This is a genomic window from Romboutsia sp. 1001713B170207_170306_H8 (assembly GCF_015550495.1).
GTDB lineage: Bacteria > Bacillota > Clostridia > Peptostreptococcales > Peptostreptococcaceae > Romboutsia_E.
In genome coordinates, this window is sequence record NZ_JADNAX010000003.1 from 395,218 (window position 1) to 421,412 (window position 26,195).

28 protein-coding genes and 1 pseudogene are annotated in these 26,195 nt (G+C 25.1%); 4 read left to right on the forward strand and 25 right to left on the reverse strand.

The annotated features are described in order from the left end of the window. Positions 1 to 9: 9 nt before the first annotated feature. The 3 genes from I2A66_RS09005 to I2A66_RS09015 all read right to left on the reverse strand — a co-directional run bounded on the left by I2A66_RS09005 (position 10) and on the right by I2A66_RS09015 (position 2,468). Positions 10 to 249: a hypothetical protein gene (locus I2A66_RS09005; protein ID WP_122638644.1), complete on the reverse strand. Its 240-nt coding sequence runs from the start codon at positions 247 to 249 to the stop codon at positions 10 to 12. Between the two features lie 381 nt (positions 250 to 630). Next, a complete protein-coding gene (locus I2A66_RS09010; RefSeq protein ID WP_147515827.1) occupies positions 631 to 1,440 on the reverse strand; it encodes a DUF3226 domain-containing protein in 810 nt (269 codons plus the stop codon). Further along, positions 1,437 to 2,468, reverse strand: a complete 1,032-nt coding sequence (locus tag I2A66_RS09015) for an AAA family ATPase (protein ID WP_147515826.1) — start codon at positions 2,466 to 2,468, stop codon at positions 1,437 to 1,439. The genes I2A66_RS09010 and I2A66_RS09015 overlap by 4 nt, the downstream gene beginning before the upstream one ends. Before the next feature lie 226 nt (positions 2,469 to 2,694). Here I2A66_RS09015 and I2A66_RS09020 point away from each other — a divergent pair, with 226 nt between their 5' ends. Next, positions 2,695 to 2,952, forward strand: a complete 258-nt coding sequence (locus I2A66_RS09020) for a hypothetical protein (protein ID WP_122638641.1) — start codon at positions 2,695 to 2,697, stop codon at positions 2,950 to 2,952. A 26-nt stretch (positions 2,953 to 2,978) separates the two neighbouring features. Here I2A66_RS09020 and I2A66_RS09025 read toward each other — a convergent pair whose 3' ends face one another. From I2A66_RS09025 to I2A66_RS17865, 3 genes and pseudogenes are all read right to left on the reverse strand, one after another. After that, positions 2,979 to 3,557 (reverse strand): GNAT family N-acetyltransferase, encoded by a 579-nt coding sequence (locus I2A66_RS09025; RefSeq protein WP_147515824.1) that lies wholly within the window; start codon positions 3,555 to 3,557, stop codon positions 2,979 to 2,981. A 64-nt stretch (positions 3,558 to 3,621) separates the two neighbouring features. After that, positions 3,622 to 4,113 carry a hypothetical protein gene (locus tag I2A66_RS17220; protein ID WP_243238703.1) on the reverse strand — a complete coding sequence of 164 codons (492 nt, stop codon included), beginning with the start codon at positions 4,111 to 4,113 and terminating at the stop codon, positions 3,622 to 3,624. A gap of 93 nt (positions 4,114 to 4,206) precedes the next feature. Continuing rightward, positions 4,207 to 4,530, reverse strand: a pseudogene (locus tag I2A66_RS17865) (glycosyltransferase family protein); the annotation flags it as partial. 114 nt (positions 4,531 to 4,644) lie between these two features. On the opposite strand from I2A66_RS17865, the gene I2A66_RS09035 reads away from it, so the two are divergent. Both I2A66_RS09035 and I2A66_RS09040 read left to right on the forward strand, forming a co-directional pair. Then, positions 4,645 to 4,842 carry a hypothetical protein gene (locus tag I2A66_RS09035; protein ID WP_195251472.1) on the forward strand — a complete coding sequence of 66 codons (198 nt, stop codon included), beginning with the start codon at positions 4,645 to 4,647 and terminating at the stop codon, positions 4,840 to 4,842. A gap of 13 nt (positions 4,843 to 4,855) precedes the next feature. Beyond that, positions 4,856 to 5,482, forward strand: a complete 627-nt coding sequence (locus I2A66_RS09040) for a hypothetical protein (RefSeq protein WP_195251474.1) — start codon at positions 4,856 to 4,858, stop codon at positions 5,480 to 5,482. A 37-nt stretch (positions 5,483 to 5,519) separates the two neighbouring features. Here the strand turns inward: I2A66_RS09040 and I2A66_RS09045 are convergent, their stop codons facing one another. The 5 genes from I2A66_RS09045 to surE form a co-directional block, all read right to left on the reverse strand. Continuing rightward, positions 5,520 to 7,808: an EAL domain-containing protein gene (locus I2A66_RS09045; protein WP_195251476.1), complete on the reverse strand. Its 2,289-nt coding sequence runs from the start codon at positions 7,806 to 7,808 to the stop codon at positions 5,520 to 5,522. A 285-nt stretch (positions 7,809 to 8,093) separates the two neighbouring features. Then, on the reverse strand, positions 8,094 to 8,888 hold the full coding sequence (locus I2A66_RS09050) for a TIGR00266 family protein (protein WP_195251478.1): 795 nt from the start codon (positions 8,886 to 8,888) through the stop codon (positions 8,094 to 8,096). 162 nt (positions 8,889 to 9,050) lie between these two features. Beyond that, a complete protein-coding gene (locus I2A66_RS09055) occupies positions 9,051 to 9,311 on the reverse strand; it encodes a hypothetical protein (RefSeq protein ID WP_147515816.1) in 261 nt (86 codons plus the stop codon). A 70-nt stretch (positions 9,312 to 9,381) separates the two neighbouring features. After that, positions 9,382 to 10,254 (reverse strand): flavodoxin domain-containing protein, encoded by an 873-nt coding sequence (locus I2A66_RS09060; protein ID WP_122638629.1) that lies wholly within the window; start codon positions 10,252 to 10,254, stop codon positions 9,382 to 9,384. Between the two features lie 71 nt (positions 10,255 to 10,325). Continuing rightward, positions 10,326 to 11,084 (reverse strand): 5'/3'-nucleotidase SurE, encoded by a 759-nt coding sequence (gene surE / locus I2A66_RS09065; RefSeq protein ID WP_122638628.1) that lies wholly within the window; start codon positions 11,082 to 11,084, stop codon positions 10,326 to 10,328. A 187-nt stretch (positions 11,085 to 11,271) separates the two neighbouring features. Here surE and I2A66_RS09070 point away from each other — a divergent pair, with 187 nt between their 5' ends. After that, positions 11,272 to 11,454 (forward strand): hypothetical protein, encoded by a 183-nt coding sequence (locus I2A66_RS09070; protein WP_147515815.1) that lies wholly within the window; start codon positions 11,272 to 11,274, stop codon positions 11,452 to 11,454. Positions 11,455 to 11,466: 12 nt separating this feature from the next. Here I2A66_RS09070 and I2A66_RS09075 read toward each other — a convergent pair whose 3' ends face one another. The 14 genes from I2A66_RS09075 to msrA form a co-directional block, all read right to left on the reverse strand. Beyond that, positions 11,467 to 11,934, reverse strand: coding sequence for a hypothetical protein (locus I2A66_RS09075; protein ID WP_147515814.1), 468 nt, complete (start codon positions 11,932 to 11,934; stop codon positions 11,467 to 11,469). A gap of 110 nt (positions 11,935 to 12,044) precedes the next feature. Further along, positions 12,045 to 12,809, reverse strand: coding sequence for an acyl-[acyl-carrier-protein] thioesterase (locus tag I2A66_RS09080; RefSeq protein WP_195251480.1), 765 nt, complete (start codon positions 12,807 to 12,809; stop codon positions 12,045 to 12,047). A 26-nt stretch (positions 12,810 to 12,835) separates the two neighbouring features. Continuing rightward, entirely contained in the window at positions 12,836 to 14,809 is a 1,974-nt protein-coding gene (locus tag I2A66_RS09085) for a GTP-binding protein (protein ID WP_122638623.1), read from the reverse strand. A gap of 99 nt (positions 14,810 to 14,908) precedes the next feature. Then, positions 14,909 to 16,198 (reverse strand): glycosyltransferase, encoded by a 1,290-nt coding sequence (locus tag I2A66_RS09090; protein WP_122638622.1) that lies wholly within the window; start codon positions 16,196 to 16,198, stop codon positions 14,909 to 14,911. Between the two features lie 50 nt (positions 16,199 to 16,248). Then, the gene (locus tag I2A66_RS09095; protein WP_122638621.1) at positions 16,249 to 17,085 is read right to left on the reverse strand and encodes a DUF7164 domain-containing protein; all 837 of its coding nucleotides are present in this window, start codon (positions 17,083 to 17,085) and stop codon (positions 16,249 to 16,251) included. 124 nt (positions 17,086 to 17,209) lie between these two features. Continuing rightward, the gene (locus tag I2A66_RS09100; protein WP_122638620.1) at positions 17,210 to 18,166 is read right to left on the reverse strand and encodes a D-2-hydroxyacid dehydrogenase; all 957 of its coding nucleotides are present in this window, start codon (positions 18,164 to 18,166) and stop codon (positions 17,210 to 17,212) included. Positions 18,167 to 18,250: 84 nt separating this feature from the next. Further along, on the reverse strand, positions 18,251 to 20,209 hold the full coding sequence (locus tag I2A66_RS09105) for a sensor histidine kinase (RefSeq protein WP_122638619.1): 1,959 nt from the start codon (positions 20,207 to 20,209) through the stop codon (positions 18,251 to 18,253). A 142-nt stretch (positions 20,210 to 20,351) separates the two neighbouring features. Next, positions 20,352 to 21,230, reverse strand: coding sequence for a thermonuclease family protein (locus I2A66_RS09110; protein WP_122638618.1), 879 nt, complete (start codon positions 21,228 to 21,230; stop codon positions 20,352 to 20,354). A 56-nt stretch (positions 21,231 to 21,286) separates the two neighbouring features. Further along, positions 21,287 to 21,790, reverse strand: a complete 504-nt coding sequence (locus I2A66_RS09115) for a hypothetical protein (RefSeq protein ID WP_122638617.1) — start codon at positions 21,788 to 21,790, stop codon at positions 21,287 to 21,289. Between the two features lie 20 nt (positions 21,791 to 21,810). Beyond that, positions 21,811 to 22,719, reverse strand: a complete 909-nt coding sequence (locus I2A66_RS09120) for a hypothetical protein (RefSeq protein ID WP_195251482.1) — start codon at positions 22,717 to 22,719, stop codon at positions 21,811 to 21,813. Continuing rightward, complete coding sequence (locus I2A66_RS09125; RefSeq protein ID WP_195251484.1) at positions 22,712 to 23,677, reverse strand: hypothetical protein; 966 nt, start codon at positions 23,675 to 23,677, stop codon at positions 22,712 to 22,714. The genes I2A66_RS09120 and I2A66_RS09125 overlap by 8 nt, the downstream gene beginning before the upstream one ends. An 11-nt stretch (positions 23,678 to 23,688) precedes the next feature. Then, entirely contained in the window at positions 23,689 to 24,375 is a 687-nt protein-coding gene (locus I2A66_RS09130) for a hypothetical protein (protein WP_147515808.1), read from the reverse strand. A gap of 215 nt (positions 24,376 to 24,590) precedes the next feature. Further along, on the reverse strand, positions 24,591 to 25,070 hold the full coding sequence (locus I2A66_RS09135; RefSeq protein ID WP_122638613.1) for a fascin domain-containing protein: 480 nt from the start codon (positions 25,068 to 25,070) through the stop codon (positions 24,591 to 24,593). 82 nt (positions 25,071 to 25,152) lie between these two features. After that, a complete protein-coding gene (gene msrA, locus I2A66_RS09140; protein ID WP_122638612.1) occupies positions 25,153 to 26,082 on the reverse strand; it encodes a peptide-methionine (S)-S-oxide reductase MsrA in 930 nt (309 codons plus the stop codon). Positions 26,083 to 26,195: the final 113 nt, after the last annotated feature.

Genomic DNA, 26,195 nt, shown 5'->3' on the forward strand with positions numbered 1-26,195 from the left:
TATAGTAAACTAACCTAAAGCTCCTATAAGTACATCTTTTGGTCTTTCTAATACAGTTTTAAATTGGTCTAAACTTATTGTAACTCCAACACTAAACATCATAACTTGTAATATTGTATTCATATTAGGCACAACCCACAATAATGTTTTAGGTTTAATAAATGAATATATACAAGCACCTATTATTAAAAAAGTCATATACTTTGACATTATCTTCCCTATCTTTTCAATATTGTTTAGTAATTTCATTATAAAATCCCCCTTAAATTAATATTTATTTTTTCAATAAAAAAAGAGCCTTCTAATGAGCTCTTTTTCATACTATAGTAAAATTGTAAAGTTATAATATTGTATTTAGTTAGTATAATACAAGGTATAACTATACTTCATATAGACATTATTCTCATTAGGAAAATAGCTTCTCTTAAATTTGCATAAAAATTTTCTAGCGCTAAAATAATAATAGCCCCAGCTAAAAAAGCTAAAAAATCGTCTTGCTAAATTTCCTAATTTCATAATAATATACTCCTTTTGTTTAATAATTTTATTTATGATAAGTATAGTACTAGTATAAACTTTTTACAAATTTTATTTTCTCAATTTTCAGAAATTTATCCATATATAAAATGATTATATATTTTTAATCTCCAATTCATGTTTTATATAGTTATATATATAACTTAAATATTCACATTTATTTATAGTTTTTTTACTAATCCAATCACTTTCCTTTATATGAAAACTATTACCCACACCTGGATGTAATACGCTTCCTAAGCATGATATTTTTGCTTTATCAGACTTAGAATTTTTAATCGACCATTTTTCTTTATACTTATAAGGAACATTATTTAAAAATATCTCTACTGATTTTAAAAGCTCATTATCCACTACATCTATGCTTTCTAATAATACATTTTCTAATCTACCTAAATCTTTATTATTTGGAAATACAAAAACTTCAAATGGTATAATAAAATCATCTATATCAGTTATTTTTAATCCACCATGCTTAATATAAGATACATCAAACATTTTTATATTTTTTATATTCTTAAACTTTTTATCAGTTATTTTGTTTATTTTTTCTTCTCTATTATCAAGGTCTCCATCACAAAACACTATTATTTTAGTTAGTTTTTGCATTTCTTTAAACTTTAATTTCTTTAAATTTAAATCTAATTCCCTTAATAAGTTTTGTTCTCCATTAGCATTTATTATTGCTATATAATCATTTTCTTTTTTAAAAAAATATGGTATTTCATTATAACAATCTATTCTATCTTCAGTATTTGGAATACTTCTTAACATTAATTTATTAATTGGACTTACTAATTCTTTTGTTTTTTTAAGTTCTGCATAATCCAAGATAATAAGTAGTTTTGAAATTAATGCTAAATCATGAACACCTTCTACTATGAAAATATATTGATTTATCATCTTAAATCACCACCACCTTGGATTACTATTTCATAAGCATCTTTCCCTGAAAATTGTCTTACATAATGTTTATTTCTAAATTCTTCTAATCTATATAAAGCTATATCATCCAAGTTTTCATCTAAATTTTCAAGTAGTATCTCTAAAATTTCTATACTATGAGTTGTTGCAATAATTTGAATGTTATATTTTTTTATATTTTTAATAATACTTTTAAATACTTTTCCCAATAAATCTTTATGTATCCCTGTTTCTAGCTCATCTATAAGTAATATTCCATTTTGAGCCTCTATTAATTTTGATATAAGAGCAATAGATTTTTTTAGACCATCACCAAAGCTTGACATGTTCATTATTTCTTTATTTTTCTTAGTAATATATATTTCTTTATCTGATGTAAAATTTATATCTACTATATTTTCATCAAATAATTTTAGTAAATCAATTAATACTTCTTTTTGACCCTTTTTTATAACTGAATCTAGAGATTTGAATAAATTTCCTAATACATAAGTATCAATAGGAACTAAATATGATATATTTAAAAACTCGCGTTTATCTCTAATCAAATTTAAATTATTACTTTTATAACTTTCAACAGAATATTTTTTCATCTTATCATTAAATTTATATTTTAAATTAAATTTGTACAAAGGTCCTTGTTCTATACTAATATAATCTCCTTCTTCTATAGAAGTAAGTTCTTCTTCTTCACCTTTTATATTTAGCTTACAAGAACCATTATTAGTATCAGCTATTATATCTATTTCTTTTTCTAAATCACAATCATTAAATATACCTTGAATTTCATTATATCTAATTCCTCTTTGTATATATTTTCTTCCTGCTATTTTTAAATGCATAGAAAAATCAAAAGGCCTTTCTAAAAAACTAATTGCTTCTAAAACTGATGTTTTTCCAGAGTTGTTATCTCCTATTAATATATTTATACTTTTCATATCGCTTAATATTAAATCTTCAATACCTTTGAAGTTATGTATCTCTATACTATCTATATAATTAGCCATTAATCACTCCCCCTAGTAACGTAAAATCAATAAGTATTATTAATTTTATAAATGAATACCCATACTAGCTTTTTATTGATTATTAATATATATGACTATTATTAATAGAATATATATTTAATTTATTGACTTGATATATAGGTATATACTTTTTTGCATATGATAATAAAAGTAGAAGGTATTATTATTTTATTATAGAAAATATACTATAAAGGAGGTTTAGGCTATGGATAATAATAATATTTATCAACTTAACTGCCCTCATTGTGGCGAATTTATAACACTAAGTGTTCCACCTCATAATAACTTAAAAAATGAAGATTCAATAGTGTGGTCTGATAAAAACCTTGGAAATATAACTATATCAAACTCTTATAAGAATTCTGGTTCATTTGGTACTTATGAAGCTATGGATGTAGAAATGATTTGCCCCCACTGTTCTTATAACTTCAAGTCCACTGTGCATGCTAACTATACACTTTAATATTCTAAACAAAAAGGATGTTGCATTTAATTTACAACATCCTTTTCTGTATTATATTTAATCCAATCAGATTTTAAAATTGCGTAATGGTCTATATCATGATAAATTCCTTTTACTTTAACCTCTTGAATCCCTCTACCTTCAAATTTCATATTACATTTTTGCATTACTCTTCCAGAGCCTGGATTTTCAGTATAATGCTCAGCTTCTACTCTATTTAACTTTAATACGTCAAAACAAAGCTTCAACATTAAATCTAAAACTTCTGTCATATATCCTTTATTCCAATATTGCCTATTTAATATATATCCAAATGATGCCTTATCATTTTCAGAATCTATTCTTATATCAAAGCATCCTATACACTTTTTATTTTCTTTTAGCTCTATAGCATATACTCCGCCTCTACTGTAATAATTTAAAATTGAATTTGCAGATTGATCTATACTTTTATGAGCTTCCCAAGTTACGAATTTAGTAGCTTCTTCATCTCCAGCAAACTCAAATACATCTTTTCTATCTTCCATACTAAATGGTCTAAGTTTCATCCTACTTGTATATAAGTTTTTATATTGGGATAAAATTAAACTATATTTCCTCCCCATTAAAATCCTCCTCTGTATATTAACTTTTAAAATAATTATAACATAACATTTATTATATTATAGATTACTTAATTTTCGTTAAATTATTTTTGTCTATAGAAAAATACGTGTAATCTATATCATCTATTTCATTATTATCTATATACTTTATTATTTCCTCCAATTTATTACAATTTAGTATTTCTTTTTTTATTATACATTTATCTAAATCTAAATTATCTACATATCTAAAATCCATATTTTCATTTACTAGATTTAAACTTCCACTTTTATTAATTTCGTAAAATGAACACTTTCCTATGATTTCAGCATTGCTATACAATCGTCCAATCATTAAGTCTTCAAAATAAAAATCCCCATATATATTTTTTGTATTTATAAATCCAATATAATCAGTATCTAATAAGCTTTTTATATCTTTTTTCATATTATTTTTGTCACAATATATAACTACTATTTCATTCATTTTTAGTAAAAAATCATATAGTAATTTATTTTGTGTAAGTATATATAACTTTTTATATTTATAAGTTTGCTTTAAATATATATCTTTCAATGTTTTATATTCTTCTAAAGTATCTATCCTTGATAGTATACCTAAACTTATATTTTTTCTAATAATATTTATTCCTATTTTATCTAATATAAAAGATAATCTTTTTTGGTATGTATGATTTTTTAATACCTCCCTAATTCCTCTTACTACTTTATCATAGTAATAATTATCATCTTTTAGCCTTATAAATTCTTCTCTAAGCTCATCTTCCTTATCGCTAGCAACTACTAATCCACTAAATAAATTATTAATTCCTAATGAGTAAGAACTTATAATTGGAGTTCCACAGCAGTAAATACTGATAATCTTAATTTTTATAAAGCTGTAGAAAATTATACACTTCCAGAACCTGTAACTATACCTAATCCTTGTGATCCAACAGATCCTACTAAAGCAATAATTGTTAATGATGTTGATTTAAATATTGTAAGGTTAGATGGGCATATTGGATATTATGTTGGAGCAGAGATTTTAACTCAAAGTGAAAATGTTGAAATAGATAATAATGAACCATATAATCAACTTAACAAAATGAATTTCGCAACTGTCGGAGGAATTGTTTACGTATACGATGAGGATGTTTTAATTCAAGATAATCCAAGTGACCCTATTCCAGACTTTAAAGTTAAAGTTATGAATACTGAATTATCTTCTGTTGGCTCTAATGATGCAGGTGAACATGTTTACCTTATAGAAGGAATTTTTAGAATAGATTTAAATCAATTATAAGGAGATGTATAATATGAGTGAAAATTCATTCTTTAAACCATTAGCTAACGGTCTATCTTGTGCTACTTATGAAATGCAACCTCCTATATATATAGAGGTTAGAAGAGAGGTTTTACTTCATAATGGTATAGGCAACCCTGATAATCCTAATGATTTTTCTAGCATTATTGACAATGTATTAGTATATGCAAATGATATAAACCCACCTTTTATTAGAGTTTTATCAGAAGAAGTATATGGTGGTGATATTTCAGCTAGTGTATGCCCTAATTCACCAAGTATAAGTATTCCGATTATGCTACAAGGTTGCAGAGTTATAGCATCTGGAAACTATACTGCTTTACTTTCAAGCTTAAGTAAAAATGTAGCATTTAATTATTATAACCAATTCGTTGGACTAGATCAAATAGTAGATTACCTTGCACCTAATAAAACTTTGCCAAGCCCTAGTATTTTCGATATAGATATTGAATTCGAAAATGGAATAATTGATGATAAAGAAACTACAGGATTTACTAATCTAATATATGTTTATGATATACCAGAAGGTCAACTGGGCTTTAATCCTAACGGTAATGGATACTATTTCTTTACTGTTATCCCAAAAGTAAAAATAAAACTTAAAGATATTCATAACTAAGCTAAAAAAGAGGCTGTCTAAAGCAACCTCTTTTTAACTATATATATTTAGTTTCTAATTCTTTTACAGATAATGGTTTACTATATAAATAACCTTGAATTACACAACTTCCTATATTCATAAGTTTTTCTTTTTGTTCATTATTTTCTACACCTTCTGCAACAACATTTAAATCTAAAGATTCTGCTAATGTAAATATCATTTTTATAATTTTATCATTTTCACAAATATAGTCCATAAACTGTTTATCTATCTTTACTCCACTTATTGGAAGTTTCTCTAAATATCCTAATGCACTATATCCTTTACCAAAATCATCTAAATATATATCTATACCTGATTTGTATATTGCGTTTAAATTGTCTACTATTTGCTTTTGATTTTCTATAGCAAAATTTTCTGTAATTTCAAATACAATCTTATCAGTTGATACCTTATACTTTTCTAACATTTCATTTACATTACTATAGAAATTTTTATTCATTAATTGTATTGGAGATATATTTATACTTACTTTCGGAATATTAAATTCCATCTCTTCCCAAATATTAATTTGCTTAAATACCTCTTCTATAATAAAGTTACCAAGTTCATGTATAGTTCCAGTTTCTTCAGCTATATTTATAAACTCATTTGGTGCTACAAATCCAAGTGTATTACTATTCCATCTAACAAGAGACTCTACACCTTCTATATTACCTGTCTTAGGATTTATTTGTGGCTGATAAACCATATATAATTCTTTATACTTAATACCTTCAGATATTGATATTCCAGTTACTAATTTTTTCATATATGAATTATATTCAACATAATTATTTCTTCCATTTTTCTTTACATTATACATAGCTAAATCACCTTGAACCATAAGATCATTTATATTATTGCTATCATCTGGATAAAATGTAATTCCTATTGATACGGTAGCTTTTATACTATATCTACCTATTTTAAATGGTTTATTCATATATTTAACTAAATTATTTGCAAATTCTTTAATATGATCTTTATCTTCATAGTCTTTTACAAAAATAACAAATTCATCTCCAGATGTTCTTGCTACTATACTATTTGCTATCAAAGTTTTAGATATTCGATTAGCTAATTCTATTAATATTGAATCTCCAATTTTATGACCATATATATCATTAATATTTTTAAATTTATCTATATCTAAAAATAATAATGCTGCCTTATTATTTTCTTTATTAAAGTTATCTTTATATATTTCAAATTCTTTATTAAATCCAACTCTATTGTAAAGACCAGTTAGTTCATCTGTATTTGATTTAATTACAATTTCTTTATAGTGATTATTTAACTCTTTTACTAGTGTATCAATTTGATTTTCTACAATGACAAGTTCATCATGTGTGTCTAAATCTTTATACTGCTTTTCTAAACTAAATTTCTTCAATTTTGATATTGATTTTACAATATTATTTATTTTAGACATAAAGCTATTATTTAAAAATGTCCATGTTGAAACTATTATAATTACATATAATACTAAAATTCCTAAAAATAATATCCTTGTCATGTTTATAGTATTAATTAAAGTTTCACTAGTACTTAATTTAAAATTTATATAACTATTATTCTCAAAATCTTTTATATATATATCCCCTTCTATATTAGGAATATAGTCTTCCATAATACTTATACTTTTTTGAGAAATTTCTAAGTTCTTTGTATCAGAATGTAAAGATATATATGTTTTTATATTCTCTTTCGATGTTATACTATTAGATTCTGTTATTATAAATTTTGGTATAATCTTTTCTAGCTTTTCCTTAGTTATTTCTCGTCCCATTAATAAAAATCCAACATTTTGTCCGCTTCCATTATCTTCAAGAATGGGATTCATAGAAATAAAATACAATTTATTTTCATACGGTATAATACCAGCTCTGTACCTTTCTTCACTTATACTTTTAAAAATTTCTTTATTTAAAATTTTATATTTAATATGTTTTATATTCTCATAGCTATTTGAATCATCTTTCTTACCTAAAGATTCATATATTAAATTCCCATCTTTATCTAAAACTATTATCGAATTTAATTTTAAGTAAGACATATTAACTTCTGCAAAATATTCTTCTTCAAACTTCTTGGCATATTCATTTTTAATATCATCAGTTTTTAATATAATATACTCATGCATCTTATTCCAATTAGAATAATCATTACATATACTTTGAACAGTACTTAGCTCATTATCTAAAAAGTTCACTATATTATCAATTCTTTGGTTTATTCTAACTTCTTCTAAATCAATAATAGTATTTATTATTACTTTCTGACAAAAAACGTTTACAACCATTACAACCCCTATAATTTGGAATATAAAATAAAAGATTATCTTTTGGTTTAAACTCATTTTATTCAAAAATATTTCTTTATTTTCTCTCTTTTTTTTTTGTTTTAAAAATATTTTAAAGTCCACTTTAATCACCATTATATTTTTTTAATACTTTAATATATTACCATATTATTACATAATATTCACTCTTTTATTTTTACCTAGACTTTCAAATATTTTTATACAAATAAAAAAATAGAGAAATCAGGTTCAAAGTAACACTAATTTCTCTATTCAACTAATTATTTATCTCTCAAAAAGATTACCAAATGGACCTAATACACTACCTTCATCACTCTGTTTTCCATATGACTGAGGTGCTGATGCAAATACCTTAGATGCTAAACGACTAAATGGTAAACTTTGTATCCATACATCACCAGGTCCTGTAAGTGTTGCAAAAAATATACCCTCTCCACCAAATAAAGTATTTTTTACTCCTCCTACAAATTCTATATTATAATTAACATCTCTTGTCATTGCTACTAAACATCCAGTATCAACTTTTAGCTTTTCTCCTGGTACTAGTGTTTTTCTTATTATAGTTCCTCCAGCATGTATAAAGCAAAGACCATCACCTTCTAGTTTTTGAAGTATAAATCCTTCTCCTCCAAAGAATCCTACACTCATTTTCTTTCTAAAATCAATTCCAATGCTTACTCCTTTAGCTGCACATAAAAACGCATCCTTTTGGCAAATTAACTTTCCTCCAACAGTAGATAAATCAACGGGAATTATTTTTCCTGGATATGGTGATGCAAAAGCTACTTTTTGCTTTTTGTGACCTTCATTAGTGAAAACTGTCATAAAAAGGCTCTCTCCTGTTATAACTCTCTTAGCTACACCTCCTAAAGCGCCCCATAAACCACCAGAACTACTCTTATGGCTACCATCTCCAAATATAGTATCCATTGCTATATCATTGTCCATCATCATCATTGCTCCAGCTTCAGCAACTACAGTTTCTCTAGGGTCTAACTCAATCTCAACAAACTGCATATCATCACCATAAAGTACATAATCTACATCATGTGAATTCATATGTAATCCCTCCTAAAAATATAATTGAATACTTATTTTACATAACTTATATAAAAAAGACATATTTAGGTTTTTGTGTTTATATATAAAGGTCTAGGTGTTAAAAATAAAATTTTCACACCTAACCTCTACTATATAATTACTAAAACTTTAAATATGTCTTTATTCTGCATCAAAATCAATATGGAATTTACCTTGTGGTGAATTTATATCTATATAAGATAAGTTAAACTCATCATCCATTACATCTATTTTATACTCAAAGAATATGTCATCTTCTTTCTTAGACATAAATATATAACTTCCATTTTCTTTATCTTCTATCTCATCACATATTTCATCGTAAATTTCTTGACCATCTACAACTCCTGTATATCCTGATTGTGCTATTTTCTCTTCTATTATTCTATATATTGCTTCCATCTTAGTCCTTCTTTCCAAAGTGTTTATTAATATATAATTAGTTTAAACATTAAAAATTCATTAGTCAAGGTTATAATTTAATATAAATTTGTTTACTATCATACCCCATTTTTTTTAAATCAGAATTTATATATTCATATTTATTTGGTTTCACCTTAAATATATTCATTGATATATTTAAATTTTTTAAGCTACCTATATTTATATTATTCAATCTAAGAACTTCTTTATATTCATCACTAAAATAATCTAAAATTTTAACTTCGCCACTAACTTGCAGACCCTTTAAATTACTCATTGATGTATAATTTTCATATATACTCATTGAAATATTTTTATTATTTAATATTCCTACAAACTTTAGTCCACCTTCACTTATAAAATAAAAATTATCTTTAAAATATTTATATTCTATAGGTGTTGACCTAATAAAATTATCATATCCAGTACATAGAGTACATGTGTTATTACTATTAATAAAGTTATCTATTTCTTTTTTTATAATTTCCCTGGGAGCCTCCTTTATTGGCTTATCAAAGTATTCTTTTATTTTTATACCACAAGTTATTGATTTTTTATCTTCAAATTCATAAACATCGTGCTCTCCATGTATAAAATAATAGTAAATATCATTTTTATTAATTATATCCTTAAGTTTCAAAACAGCTTTTATGCACTCTTCTTTAGATGATCCAACTATAACTATACTTACCCTTTTTTGAGAAAGATCAAATTTATACTTATCAAAATATGTAATTATATTTTCTGCAAAATTATTCTCATATAAAGGAAATGTTATGACTAAATTTTCAAACTCATTTATATCATTAAATTCTTTTTTTACATTACATAATCTAGCTGGACCTAAAATAAAAGATAAAATTCTTGCTAATTTTTCAGTTTTTCCATACTTACTTTCATATAAAATAAGAGTTTTTTTCATAATTTCACCTCTTTTAATATTGTGAGTTTTATTGTTCTCTTATTTTATATACATATATTAGGTTACTTATTCTATAAAAGTTTCATATCTTTTAAAATTTTGACTTTATTTAAATTTGTCATCTCTATATTTACAGGTGTTATAGAAATATAACCTTCTTTTACAGCTACAATGTCACTACTTTCATCTTGATGTAATTCCTTTACTTTTCCACCTATCCAAAAATACTTATTTCCATAAGGGCTCATTCTCTCCTCTAGAACATTTTCATATTTTCTTTCACCTAAAGTAGTAATTCTTATACCCTTTATATCAGTACTTGGTATATTTACATTCAGTATACAATCATTAAATATATTCATATTTTCTTTTAACTTATTAACTATATCAACTACATATTTCGTAGCTTCTTTATAAGTTTCTTTATTAATATTAAATTTATCATAAGATATAGCTATAGATGGCTTATTTTGTACAAGCCCTTCAATAGCAGCAGATACTGTTCCAGAGTATATAACATCAGTACCTAAATTAGGACCATTGTTTATACCACTTAAAACTAAGTCAAAATTTACCTCCGAAAATAATGCTTCTATTCCTATTTTTACACAGTCTGCTGGAGTTCCAGAAATAGCATATGCTTTTATTTCATCATCTACAAAAACCTCCTTTACCATTATAGGATTATGAACTGTTATTGCATGACCAGTTGCACTTCTTTGAGAATCTGGTGCCACAATATATACATTAGCTATGCTTTTCATAGATTTAGCTAATTCTAATATTCCATCTGCATTTATTCCATCATCGTTTGTTATAAGTATATTCATTATTTACACCCTTTCTATAATTTTATTTTAATCTTATATTATCTATTATATATATTACTCATATAAAGATTAAATTAATTATAACAAATTATAAATTTAAATATATGGTATATAAATACTGTAAGTTACATAAAAAAATATTAAATCTAATTAGTCTAGTCCTAGTTTTATAATAAGGAGGTATAGTATGGCTTGTAGATTTATGGATATTCTTATAAAGTGTTGTTTTGAATGTAAAGTTCGTGATATTTGTCCTAAGGTTTGTAGTGGTTTTGGTTCGAAAGGTAAAGATTGTACTTTTTATGATAATACTATTGATGCGTTATGTGTTTTTGAAAGTAGTGTAAAAAAAGGAGAACCGCTAGATTAAATAGCGGTTCTTTTATATAATATTTAGCTTTTTAGCACCTAGTTCAATATATCTTATTAATAATTCTCCTTTTTTAGAAAACAAATCTTCTATAATTTCTTCTCTACTTTCATAATAATCATCTTCATCTTCATAAAGATTACTTAAATATTCATTTTGAATAATTATTACTTTCTCTTTTTCAGATTTTCCTTTTATTAAATCTTTACCTAAACTTATAATTTTGCTAATTATTATAAGATTTTCTGTTTCTATTTCATTTAATTTTTCTGAGAAGATTTCCATTTCATCTAGCCATGTATCTTCTATTTTACTTTCTTTATGATCACTGTATTCATTATCAAATTCTACTTCATATTCTATGGAATTTAAATCTGCATAATCAGTAAATTTATATTCATTTTTAAAGTCTTTTACTATGTTTATAAAATTAATTAAATCTTCTCTAATGTCATATATATTAATCATATTATTTAGCATATAAGACACCTCTTTTTTATAATTATATATTTATAATTTATTTTTATGTAATTATATATATAATCATTTAAAAGGATTTATTACATATTTTTGAATATATTTATATTATCTTATAAATTAGCTTTATTCCAATAAGTTTCTATTAATGCAAGTTCTTCATATTGATCATTAACTAACTTATGAATGGTACTAATTTCATTACTTTCTTCATTTATACAATTTATCTGAGTTTGTATACTTACATTAGTACCATATACAACCTCTTTTTTATACTTTATTTTTATTTGATGAGTTCTGTAATTTTTAATTATATATAATGGTATAGTTTCTAATACCCATTCAATATATTTTACATTTCCTACATGCCAATTCATGTCTATATCTGTATAACGTACCTCTACCTTTTTTTCATAATCTAACCTTTGAATATTCTTAACTTCTAAATCTCTTTTTCCTTGTCCACAATTTTCTTTTTCTACACCATATGCTTTATAATACTCATTAGGAATTCTACATGGCCTTTTTTTTATAGTATCAATTAAAAGAGCTAATGTACTTCCCTCACTTATAAGTTCATTATCTTCGTTATACATTTCAAATACTCTTAGTGCGTAAAATTTATTTAAACTTTTAGCATATGTTATAACTCTTACCTTCTCTTTATATTTAACATATTTATATACTATTACATCATAGTCATAAAGCATCCATGTATGATTATTTTTTACCATTTCCGGCAATGAAAATCCTAACTTCTCTTCTTGACTAAGTCCACAATCAGCCATAAAATTCATATAAGAAGTAAAAAAACATTCTCCTCTTGCATCAGTGTCTCTATATGTTACTTCATAGTTTTTTTCAAATTTATTAAGCATAATTTATATCTCCTATTCCCAAATAATTATAAGCAATGCATATGATTTTCTACTTCATCAGAATCTACTCTGTAGGCTTGACCCTTTGAACAAAATATAGAACTTGATGTATAATCTATGTCTGCATCTTTGTTATAATTTCTTTTTTCTAAAACTTCTTCACTATTATGACAAACATCATATCCATCTTGTATATATTGTATACTTCCCGTACCTTTGCTAAAAGATAGTAATTCCATACTGTAATCCATAAATGTACTAACCGGCCCTCTTCCTTTAATTATGGATCTATCATTTATAATTTGTGGTTCTTCAAATTCTCCACTCATTTTTTGTATATCTGATAATACACGTCCTATATAATCTAAGCTAATTTCAATCCTAAATTTATAGTATGGCTCAAGAAGTATATTTTCTACTTTTTCTATACCTTGTCTTAATGCTCTAAAAGTTGCTTCTCTAAAATCTCCTCCACTTGTATGCTTATTGTGAGCTCTTCCATTTATTAGAGTTATCTTAATATCAGTTAAAGGATATCCACCTAAAATACCTCTATGTTCTCTTTCAAATATATGAGTTTTTACTAAGTTTTGATGACCTATTTGTAGATTATCTACTAATGCCTTGCTTTCAAAACTTATTCCAGAATTTCTATTAGATGGTTCTATTATTATGTGAACTTCTGCATAATGACCTAACGGTTCAAAGTGCCCATATCCATTTGTTTCCTTATTTATTGTTTCTTTATATAATATCTCACATTGTCCAAATTCTATATCTAAATTAAATCTTTCTTTTACAATATCTTTTAATATTTCTAGTTGAATTTTTCCCATTATATGTACACTTATTTCTTTTAACTTATCATCATAAAATACATTTAGTGATGGCTCTTCACTATTTAAAATCTTAAAGTAACTGTAAACTTCATTTATATTAAAAGATTTATCAAATATGACCTTAACTTTTAAATTTGGTTGAATTTGTGTACTTGTATTATAAAATTTAATTTTACTTTCTTCGAAATCATTACTAAATATATAGTCTCCAATATTTGCATTATTAAGTCCAGTTACTGCAAATAATTGTCCTCCTTTAGCAGTATTCTCAGTTATAAACTTTTCACCATTGTAAATTCTTATTTGATTTATTTTTTCATTAATATTATTATACTTTATCTCATCTTTAACTTTTAAACTGCCTTTTAAACCTTTTATAAAAGTAATTCTATTCTTATTTTCATCATGAATTACTTTATACACTATCCCAACAAATTCACCTTCATCACAGTAATTCGTAGTAGTTAAAAAATCTAACTTATCTAAGAAAGAATCTATACCAATATTATTTAGTGCCGATCCAAAACAACACGGATATACTTCACAATTTTTAATTTCTTCTTTTAATTTATTAATCCACATGTCTTTATCATAGTATTCGTCTAAATATTTTTCAAATAAGATATCATCTCTTTCAGCTATAAATTCTATTAAATTCTCATCTAAATCATAATTATTTTTTATATCTAATGAATTACTAATATCTACAATATCACAACTTAAATTAAGTTTAATATCATTTAGAACACTATCTATATTTGCTCCTGTTCTATCCATCTTATTTACAAATATAAATACAGGAACATTATATTCTTTCAATAGTCTAAAAACTGTTTTTGTATGTGATTGAACTTTCTCAACTCCACTTATTATTAAAACTGCATAATCTATAATGTTTATGGATCTTTCCATTTCTGGAGAGAAATCTATATGACCAGGAGTATCAATTAAATTATATTCACAACCTTTATATTTAAAATTACCTTGAGAAGAAAATATAGTTATACCTCTAGATTTTTCTATATTATGATTATCTAAAAATGTATCTTTATGATCTACTCTCCCTAATTTTCTAATTGAATTTGTATGATAAAGTACTTGCTCACAAAAAGTTGTTTTCCCTGCATCTACATGAGCTAAAATACCTATTGTTTTATTCATCTTTCACCTCTTATACAATTGTTATATACTGATTATATCATATAATTATAAATTAAGACGTGCCTTAAGTTTACATAGCACGCCTTAAAATTTCCTATTTTATTCGTATAAAAGTGGCTTTAGTTGATTTTCATAAACCCACTTAGGACTATATCTATTTCTTGCCATAGTTTTTGCTCTTATTACGCAATTGCTTTCCATTTGCTCTATAATATTTTTAGCATGATATTTATAATACTCTAACTCCGTTGGATAATATTTTTCTTGTGTCATACCATAAAAATTCCTTGCGTCCCATCTCATAAAATATCCGTCAATCATATTTCCAATTTCTTTTAACGCTGGTACAGCTTCATTTAGCACTATATAATTCCCTCTACTTGCAGCTTCTAAAACTGTCAAACCAAAAGACTCAGCAAGTGATGGACATATATATAAATTAGATAAAGTAAATAATTCTAAAACACATTCTCTCTTAAATCCACTGACATGACCATAGTCACTTGTAAATACTATATCATCTTCATTTAAACCATAACTAACTCCTTGACTAATTATAGTTTTTTTATACATTTTGGGATCAATGTCCATAGATGGGAATTCACAGAATATAACTTTTACACTTTTATTTGTTTCTTTTTTTATAACTCCAGCTAAACTTGAAACCTTCTCAAATCTCTTTCCTGTAGTAAGTCTAGCTGGATATACTATTAATATATCACTTGAAAGTAAATCTACTTTTTCATGTAGTTCTTGAACTTCTTTACTCATATCTTGAATTATATCTAGTGTATTATTTATTACCCTACATTTACTTATATCTACATTGTATTGTTTAGATAAAGATTCTAATCCACATTCAGTTGGATATGCGTATATCGTGTTTGGCATAGGTGAATATCTTGCAGAATCTGGCCATTCTACATTTCTACCAACTTGGCTAGTATCTGGCATGGAGTGAGTCATGGCTATAAATTTCACATTAGGTAGTTTTTTCTGAGCATATCTGACTGCTAAATTATGAACCATATGCCATCCTTGATAGTGAATATCGTGCATCATGCACACATCAACATCTTTTAATTTATCGATTAAATCTTCTCCAATAGCTTCTGATTCAGGTATTAATGTGCCATGCATTTTTATCCCTGGGTAATTATAATCTCTCCAGTGTATTTGCTTTCCATTATACCTATTACAAACTTTAACCCATTCTATTCTTTCATCTAAGAAAATACCATACCTTTCACTATCATTACAATCTTGGCAAACTAATAACGTTACCTTTTGCCCTCCATCTAATAACATCCTTATATGCTCAGCAACTACATTCACCAAAGAATAAGTACTTGTTAATCCATTAAACATTGTTAATATTGCTACTCTCATTGAATTTCTCCCCTCAAATAGTAAATATTATTAAATAATTAATATTTAATTTATATAAAATTTCTAGATTTTAATGCAATATACATACAGTAATCAGCAACTTCATTTATATTTAATAAATCAATTCTTTCATTATTATATTTTCCATTTTCAAACATGAACTTTGAGAACTTATCATTAGTATGCCAACAATGAATATGTGGATGGTCATATATACTTTCTCTACTAGCACTACCAAAATCTAATTTATTACCATCTAATATTACACTATCAACCAAATGATTAACAGCTATCTCATTAGCATAAAGTAGTGATACCCCCTTATACCAACTAGGCCAATTTCCTTCATTTTCTATAAACTCATTTTGTAGTATATACTTACATACTTCTGTAGTTAATTTACAAACTTCTCGTACTAAAGCTGCATTACCATAGTTTGTAGAACCTACATTAAATATATTTTTATGCTTTAATCCTAGTTTATTAGATATATTTAATATTTTTTCTTTTGTATATTCATCATTTACATATCCTCCTCTTCCTGCGGTATATAATATTGGAATATAATTATTCCAAGCTGGAGTTAGGAATGTATCTAAATCACTTCTAAGTATTAAGTCATAATCATTTAAAAATTCAGAGTTTTCATGTGTCATGCACTCTACAGAGTTTATATATCCATAATTTTGCCACAAAGTCTTTCTACTAGCTGCTTCACATTCTATTTTTATACAATCATTTGGTATACTATCTACTATATCTTTAGTACAAAATACTACTAAATCCGTATCATTACTTTGTATATATTTAAGTGATGTATACAAACATTTAAATTGAATCCATAAATGTCTTTTATTTTCTATAAATACAGAGACTGCTCTCTTCATAAAATTATCTCCCCCTAATCTAGGAATACTATCTATCATTTTATAATATGCAACTTACTATTCTTTGATATAAATAAAAAGCTCAAATGACAAAATCTTTTCTTTTATCATTTGAGCTTTTTATTTATTCTACATATCCAGTACTAAAGTCCACTATATTACATAATTTTTTACCATTTATAAAACGTTCTAAGTTATTTATACTTATTTCAAAAATATTTTCATATGTTTCATCTAAATTATATCCACCTGCAACATGTGGAGTTATGACTATATTTTCTAAGTCCCATATCCTATGTTCACTAGGCAGTGGTTCAGGGTCTATAACATCTAAGCCCGCACCACCTAAGTGGTTATTTTCTAATGCATCGCATAAAGATTCCGTATCAACTGTATTTCCTCTTCCAACATTTAATAAAATGCTTCCCTTTTTCATTTTTTCTATTTTACTCTTTGAAAATAAATCTTGTGTATCTTTCGTTGAAGGTAAACAAATGGCTACAATATCTGCACTTGGTAATAATTCATCTAAATTATCAATTAAATGTAATTCGTCTATAAATTCAGGCTTTAAAGTATTTCTACGTTTTACACCTATTGTATAAGCCCCTAAAGATTTAACCATTTTACCAAAACTACATCCAATATCACCAAGGCCAACGATTAATATCCTTGATTTATTTATTGATTTTACCTTACCTTCACTTTTCCATATTTTTTTATTTTGATTATCTCTATAAAGATGTAATTTCTTTAATAATTCTAAAAGCATAGCTAACATATGCTCTGATACTGCTAATCCATAAGCTCCTGTAGCATTAGTTAAAATTACATCTTTATTAAGTACACCTTCTTTTATATATTTATCTGCTCCTGCTGAGTTTAGCTGAATCCATTTTAAATTATTTGAATATCTAATTATATCCACATCAGGATTTCCTATTATTATGTTTGCATCTTCTAATTCTTTTTTAGTTACTTTCTCTTGACTTGAATAAACAATTTTACAATCAGCTGCTATTGAATTTAACTTTAACTTTTTTTCATCATCTAATGGTAATAATACTAAAATATTAAACATAGCCCCTCCCCCTAAATTAATATATCTTTCTATTTAACATAATATCATATTGATTTATCCTTAACTATTTATTTTGCATTAGATTTAATCATCTTTATGATATATATCTGAAAGCTCAATTTTACTACTGTAAGCTAAAGGAACATTCATAAGATTATGACTTGAGTTTTCTTTATCTACAAATACTTGAGGTATTGTTATAGTAAATTTTGTACCTTCGTTTAATTTACTTTCTACTTTAATCGTACCTTTATGAATTTTTACCAATCCTTGTACTATAAATAAGCCAAGTCCGCTACCTTCATTTGCCCTTTCTAAAGAAGGGTATAACATTGCTTTTCTAAATTTTTCAAATAAATGTGTTTGTAATTCTTCTGACATACCAATTCCATCATCTTTTACTTCTATAAATATATTTTTATTAAGCTTACTTATATTTACATATATATGTCCACCACTATCAGTAAATTTAATAGAGTTAGAAAGTAAATTTAGCATTATTCTTTCTATTTTACTTCTATCTACTGCTGTTATTATTTCCTCTTCTTGTGTATCAAAAATTATTTCTATATCATAAGATTTTGCTAAATCTACCACTGACATAGTTGCATCTTCAATAATATCCACTATATTTTCATTTTTAAAAGTTGCATCTACATATCCACTTTCTATTTTACTTACATCTATTAAATTATTTATTAACCTTAAAAGTCTATTTGAATTTTTATTTATTAAACTTATCTGTTTACTAAAAAATTCAGAATCATAATTATTACTATAAACCTTTAATCTAAGTAGTTTATTTGCATTTATTATTATATTTAAAGGCGTTCTTAACTCATGAGACATTGTAATTATAAAATCAGTTTTTATCTCATCTCTTTCTATTGACTCTCTAAGTAATTCTTTTTCTTTTAATCTTTTCTTTTTATTTAAGAAATGAATATATATAAGTATTGATATAAATAGTATTATTACAAATATTCCTCCCAAAATTAATATTTCTATATATCTTGGCACTAATAAATCAAATTTACCTTTATTTATAATTACACTATTTTGAGGAAGTAATAGTGGGTTTATTTTATAATATCTTAAAGCTTTATAGTTAAACATAGGTACATTAAATGCATTATAAGATGGCATTGTAATATTTTGTCCTTCTCCATTTAACTTTTTTTTAAGAAATATTGCACTAATTTCTCCTAATTTTTCTCCATCATTTATGATTCCACCTAGCGCACCTGCTCTTACGTATTTTTCTAATTTCGTATATATAGGAGCATTAGTTACTTGTTTTATATTTTTAATGATTTCTTCTTCTTTCATAAAATCACCATTGTCAGTGTCTTTATAAACTCCACATAAAATAATGGCAGATGAATCTCCTATGTTACTTATTTTATCTTTTATACCTTCATATGAGTAATCAGATAAAACATTTATATTAAACTCTCTTGATGTAAAATGAGTTAAATCTTTTACATTTTCTTTTACAGTTTCACAATATATACTTTTATCTAAGAGTAAATATATATCTTTTACATCTTTATTTAAATTAAGTATTGTATCTATAAAAAATAAATTATCTTGATACTCTAATAGTCCTTTAATATATTTAGCTTCTTCTTTATTTAATGAAACATAACTATTTGCGCCTACAAAAACTATTTGTTTTTTATACATAAATGATTCTTCATTAAATAGATTTTGTTTAGCAAAGTTTAAAGCTTCATCATCAATAGTTAATATACAATCTATATCTTCATTTTCATATTTAATATTTAATACTTTCATAAAACTCTCATTGTATATATCTGAATTAGCAGACGTAGAATCTAAAAACTCAACTTTTATTAATACATCATTTAGATTATTTTTTACACCTGTTATTACAGAATCTTCCCACTCATTTTCTGCATTGTACGATGCTAAAATTAAAACTTTCTTCTTATTTCCTTCACTATATGAGTTTGTATTAAATGAAGTAATTATAATAAATAACACTAATAATAAAATACTAAATCCTTTTTTATAAGTCATCTTCTTAGCTCCTAACTTTAATTTAGTATAAAATTATTTTATGTTCTCTAATATTATTAATACAGTTAAATTTTTCCTAAATGATTATAATAAAATGAGTATAAACCAAATTTTAGTATTTGATTTATACTCATTAATTACTTTATTTATAACAAGTTTTACACGGTGAATATCCTGCTTGTTTTGCTTGTGATTCAGTCATTTTTGTGGAACTTTTCATAGCATGAGCATCAGATGTTGAATGATACTTTTTAGAAGATATATTTGCATATACAACTTCTGAGTTAGTATTACTTTGAGATGTATTACTTTCATTACTTGTGTTATTTGATACTGGTGCTAAACTTTGATCAAATCCTTTATCTGTTGCATATCCATCTATAGACCATATATATTTTTTACCTTGTTTAGCTTCATTTTCTGCTAATTTCATTTTATCTAAATGTCTAACTGCATCATAGATATATCCAACTCTAGCAAGTCCTGCTCTTACAACTTCTTCATTGTACATCTTATAGTCTTTATTACCACTTGCATCATACCATAAGTATCCTAAGTAACGCCCATATTTATCTGTTTTAGCTCCATCAGTTTCTACATAAACAGTATCACCAGACTTAATATTTTCTTTTGCAAAACTAGTAGCTACATCTCCTAAATATTGCTTTTCCTTAGTGTCTTCAGGTGTATCTATCAAAAGTATTCTTAAACTTTCACTACTTCCATCTTCAAGTTTGACTTTAACAGTATCTCCATCTACGACTCTTTCTACTGTAGCTTTTAAAACATAATTTGGTATATTACCATTTTTTAAAGATTTCACAAGTTCATCATAAGAAAGTACTTCATCTGATGAATTTTCATTATTTGAAGTATCCTGTAAGTTTGATATTTGAGTAGATACTTGTTCTAGATTATCTACAATATTTGAATTACTATTGCATCCACCAATAAAAAGTGATGTTGATAATAATCCTGATAAAATTAAATTTCTAATACCCTTAGTTGTTAATAATCTCATAATTTGTCTCCTTAGTAAATTTATTCTTATATAATTATATCATAAATTATGTATATTTATATTTTTACTAAATCAACAATTGCTCCTCTAAGTATGCCCTTTTCTAAATCAACTTTTTTGATTTTGCATACAACTTTGCTACCTTCATATTCTCTAGATTCAACATATTTTGCATTACAAAGCATATCTATGTCTTTAATAATTCCAACAAAACATCTTCCATTTACAATTTCTTTAACTATTCCTAATACTAAATTTCCCTTTTTTAAATCACTGTAACTTAATGGATTATTACTTTCAAATTTATTTTTTATCTTTACACAAATATGTCCATTTTTACTTATTTTTCTAAATTCAATACCTTCAATTGTATCTCCCTCTTTATAAAAATCTTCAATACAGCTATTATCATAGGAAAAATCGCAATTTCTAATTAATCCACTTATTCCATTTATTGAGATATATGCTCCTCTATCTGTTAATTTTATTATTTTAGCATTATTTATTTCATTGCTTTTTAATTTTTCTACAACTATATCTCTGTCTATTTCATTTAACATATGTTCCCACCCTATTTTCTCTAAATTGCTACTCCATTTATAGATTTGCTATTATCTATCATAAATTTCATATTAGTTAAAACTATATCAGCTAAATTTATCCCCCTATACCTTAATCCAGCTTCAACAATTCTCATATATTCATCATTTGTAAACACTAAATTTAGCTTAACTGATTTTACATCTAGTGAGCAATATTTGTCTATATAGCATCTATTCACTTTAAACATATTAAACTTGTCTATATCTAAACATATTTTTTCTATTTCATCATCTATTATCACTTTTATAAAATATGCAGTTTCTATTGTTTGATCTATATTTAACATTAAGTCTATTTTTAAATTTAAAAATGGTGACTTACCACATTCTTTTTCACTATCTGTTAATATCATGTATTCCCTTATTCTAAATCTATTCTCCATATTAACTATATTAGATTCATTTAATTTATTTAGATATACTTCTGTACAAACTAAAGATTTGATTACACTATAAGGATGTATTTGAAATATACTGTCAAACGTTTTTCTTTGACTTGTCAAATCATCAACTCTTGGATTTATATCTTCATTAGAATAATTATTTAGTAAGTACATACCTCCAATATCTAGTGTATAACATATTATATCTTCATTTTTCTCATTATGTAATTTTATTTCATTTATTAGATTATAAGATTTATTTAGTTTATCAAGTCTATACGACCAATTTTTATTACATCCAATAACTTCAAAATATCTGTTTATTTGATCTAATGTTGCCATTTTGAATTTATGTAAAAACTCACATAATTTAATATCCATTATAGATATTTTTAGACGTCCATTTATTTTATCACTAAATCCATTTATTACACACTTTCCTATCTCATTATAACTTGTAGAAATATGTCCACAGGAGATACTTATTTTATAATTATTATGCATTTAACTCACCTAAACTTTCATGTTTGATATCTTCCATAATTCCTGTACTATATAATTCTTCACTATTATAACCATTTCTCTTAAATGCATTTTTACTACTTAAAAACTGTAAATTTAAAATTTCATCATATGTATATAATACTGTTGTATTCATATGCAATGAAGATACCCTTAATCTCTTTGAAACTATATTTAACATTTCTTTATCTTCACATATAAATATTATCTTTGGCTTTTTATCTATACCATGAGTACTTCTTTTACAAGCATCATTTGATAAATATCTTTCAAATTTCAATATCTTTTTTAAAAAACTAGCTTTTAAATCACTCTTTCTAACTATATCTACTATAAAGCATTCTTCTTTTTCATTATTTGTTAACGTGAATTCTAACTCTATATTTACACTTTCTAATACCATATATCTTTGAGATGGATTTAAAACTATATTAGTTATATTTTCAATTCCATAAGATTGTACTAAGTTTATATAAAAATCTAAAGCCATTACATTTTTTAAAATTCGCTCTGCACTTTTAGATATATCTCTTATCATCCATTTTCTACTATCTATAGCCGAGAAATTTCTAAGTATTTCTACTAAATTTTTTCCTGAACAGTATAATATATTTTCTTCTTTTATTTCATCATTCCCAATACAATTCATATTTTTAAGAACGCATCTTTTCAGAACATTTTTTTCTATTAAAAAATGTATATTATCTTGATCAAAATCAACTTCAGCTAAATCCATATATTGCTTTATTTGATTTAATGTTGCAAATTTAAATCCATATATAAACTTACATAACTCTATAATCCATTTGCAATCTTTATTTATTAAGTGTTCTTTTAATAACTCATTATAATCATAGTTTATATCTATATCTAATATTTCTTGATAATAATCTACAGGTATTATATATTTTTCATCACTTTCTAAATTGAAGTATCTCATTTATTCTCCCTCTACTCTGTAATAATTTTTACTATTTTCCCTCTTAATTTATCATTTTCAGATTTTAATGAAGAAACAGTTGTAAGCTTGACTATAACTTTGCTACCTCTGTCTATATCTTCTTCTAGTTGATCTGGAATAGAACAAATAACATCTCTTTCATTTAAAATATATACAAAACATGCGGTTGGCATTATAGTCCTTACAGTTCCTTCATATTCCTTACCCTTTTTTAACTCTTCTTTAGTTATTCCTACTTTAGGACCAACTAATTTAAATTCTAACTCAACTTCTAAAACAGATTTTTCTTTTGACTTAAACTTTAAATTTTCTATTATATCTCCCTTTTTAAATACTTCAAATATTCTTGTATTATCAATAAATATATCTTTATTTAAAGCTTTTACTTGAGTTCCATTAATGTTTATATAAGCTCCCCAATCTAAAATTTTTTGTATTTTACCCGGACCATTGCAATATAAATCTTTTTTTATTGCCTTAATAGTATTTTCTGAGTACTCAATCTTTCCTAATATAAAATTATTTTTATCATCAATTTTTTCTATAGTATAATTCACAGTCTTCCCTATATACTTTTTTTTATCGATATCATATTTTGAATCATCTTTTAAGATTACTCTTTTGTTTGATTTTACTATAAACACATTTTCATCAACTTCATCACAATGCCCATACATTATAATTGTTCCCTGAAAAATCTCCCTACTCAATAAAAACACAACCTCTCTAACTCCACTATTTATATTTACAATATTTTACATATACTAATTAAAATAATAAGTTAGTTTATCTACATATGTCAATATTTCAAAAGAATTTTAAAATAAAAGGATTGATTATGTAATTTATTGTAAATAGCTTTATCACATAAACAATCCTTTTATTTAAATTATCAATAATATTGTACTATTCGAAATTTAAATCCTGTTTTTTCGCTCATATTATATTCATCTGCTACTAACCTATTATCTTCGTCTCTAAGCTTTAGGTATTTACCATTTGGTGCTAATATTGAATATACTTGATCTTCTATTCTATCTAATCTAAATACGTCTGGATATTCATTGCTAAAATCCACAATTAGATGACCATTTTCATTAACGGTTAAAAACCTTGAACCATGTAACCTAATCAATATTTCATTATTAGGTAATAATATAAAACTAAATATTTTTCCTGTAGTAGGATTTTCTTCACTAGCATAAAAATATTCATCAAATCCTATTCCTACATATTTATTATTATATTGAGATTTTATTTGAACTATCAATGATTCATTACCTTCTTCAATATTCTTAGGTAATTCTATAAAATATGTTGGTGGAAGGTTTGATAAATCTTGTGTACCTATATCTCTTCTATTTCTATACATTATAATCCCCCTAATAGTTTAGACTTTCAGTATACTCTATTTTATGAGACTTAAAATTCAAGGTTACATATTATTACTTATTTTAATCTTTAAAGATATTTAAATACTCCTCATATCCAAGTTCTTTCATTTTTTCTTTTGGTATAAATCTTAATGATGCAGAATTTATACAAAATCTTATTCCACCAAGTTCTTTTGGTCCATCATCAAAAACATGACCTAAATGTGAGTCTGAATTTTTACTTCTTACTTCTATTCTATCCATTCCATGAGAGTAATCTCTTACTCCAATTAATGATTCTTTATTTATTCCTTTTGAAAAACTTGGCCAACCACAACCTGACTCAAATTTATCTGTAGAGGAAAATAAAGGTTCGCCACTAACAATATCAACATATATCCCTTCATCAAAGTTATCATTATATTCATTATTAAAAGGTGGTTCTGTTTTATTATTTTGTGTTACTTCATATTGAATTGGAGTTAAATTTTTTCTTGCCCAATTTCTTTTTACAAAATCAAATCTACCCGAACCTTTATAGTATCTATTATAATGTTCTGGATTTTTTTTATAATAATCTTGATGGTAATCTTCAGCTTCATAAAAGTTCTTGACTTTTATTATTTTAGTAGCAATAGGTTTATTATAAAATTTACTCTCTTCCAATTTCTTTTTTGATTCTTCAGCTTCTTGTTTTTGATTTTCATCAAAATAATATATAGCAGTCTTATAATGATCTCCTCTGTCATTAAATTGTCCACCATCATCAGTTGGATCTATTGCACCCCAAAATATATCTAATAATTCTTTATAGCTTATTATTTCATCATCATATGTAATACAAACAGCTTCTTTGTGACCTGTATTACCTAAGCAAACCTCTTCATAAGTTGGATTTTCTATATATCCTCCACTATATCCTGATACTACACTTATAACTCCTTTATATTTATCAAAAGGTTTTATCATACACCAAAAACAACCACCTGCAAATACTGCCTTTTTTAACATTATAAACTTCTCCTTTTTTATTAACTTTTATTTTAATATTCATATATATATTTTTATTAAAGATTATCTTTTTATTCTAAATTATAATTTATTAGTTTTTACCCCCATATTTC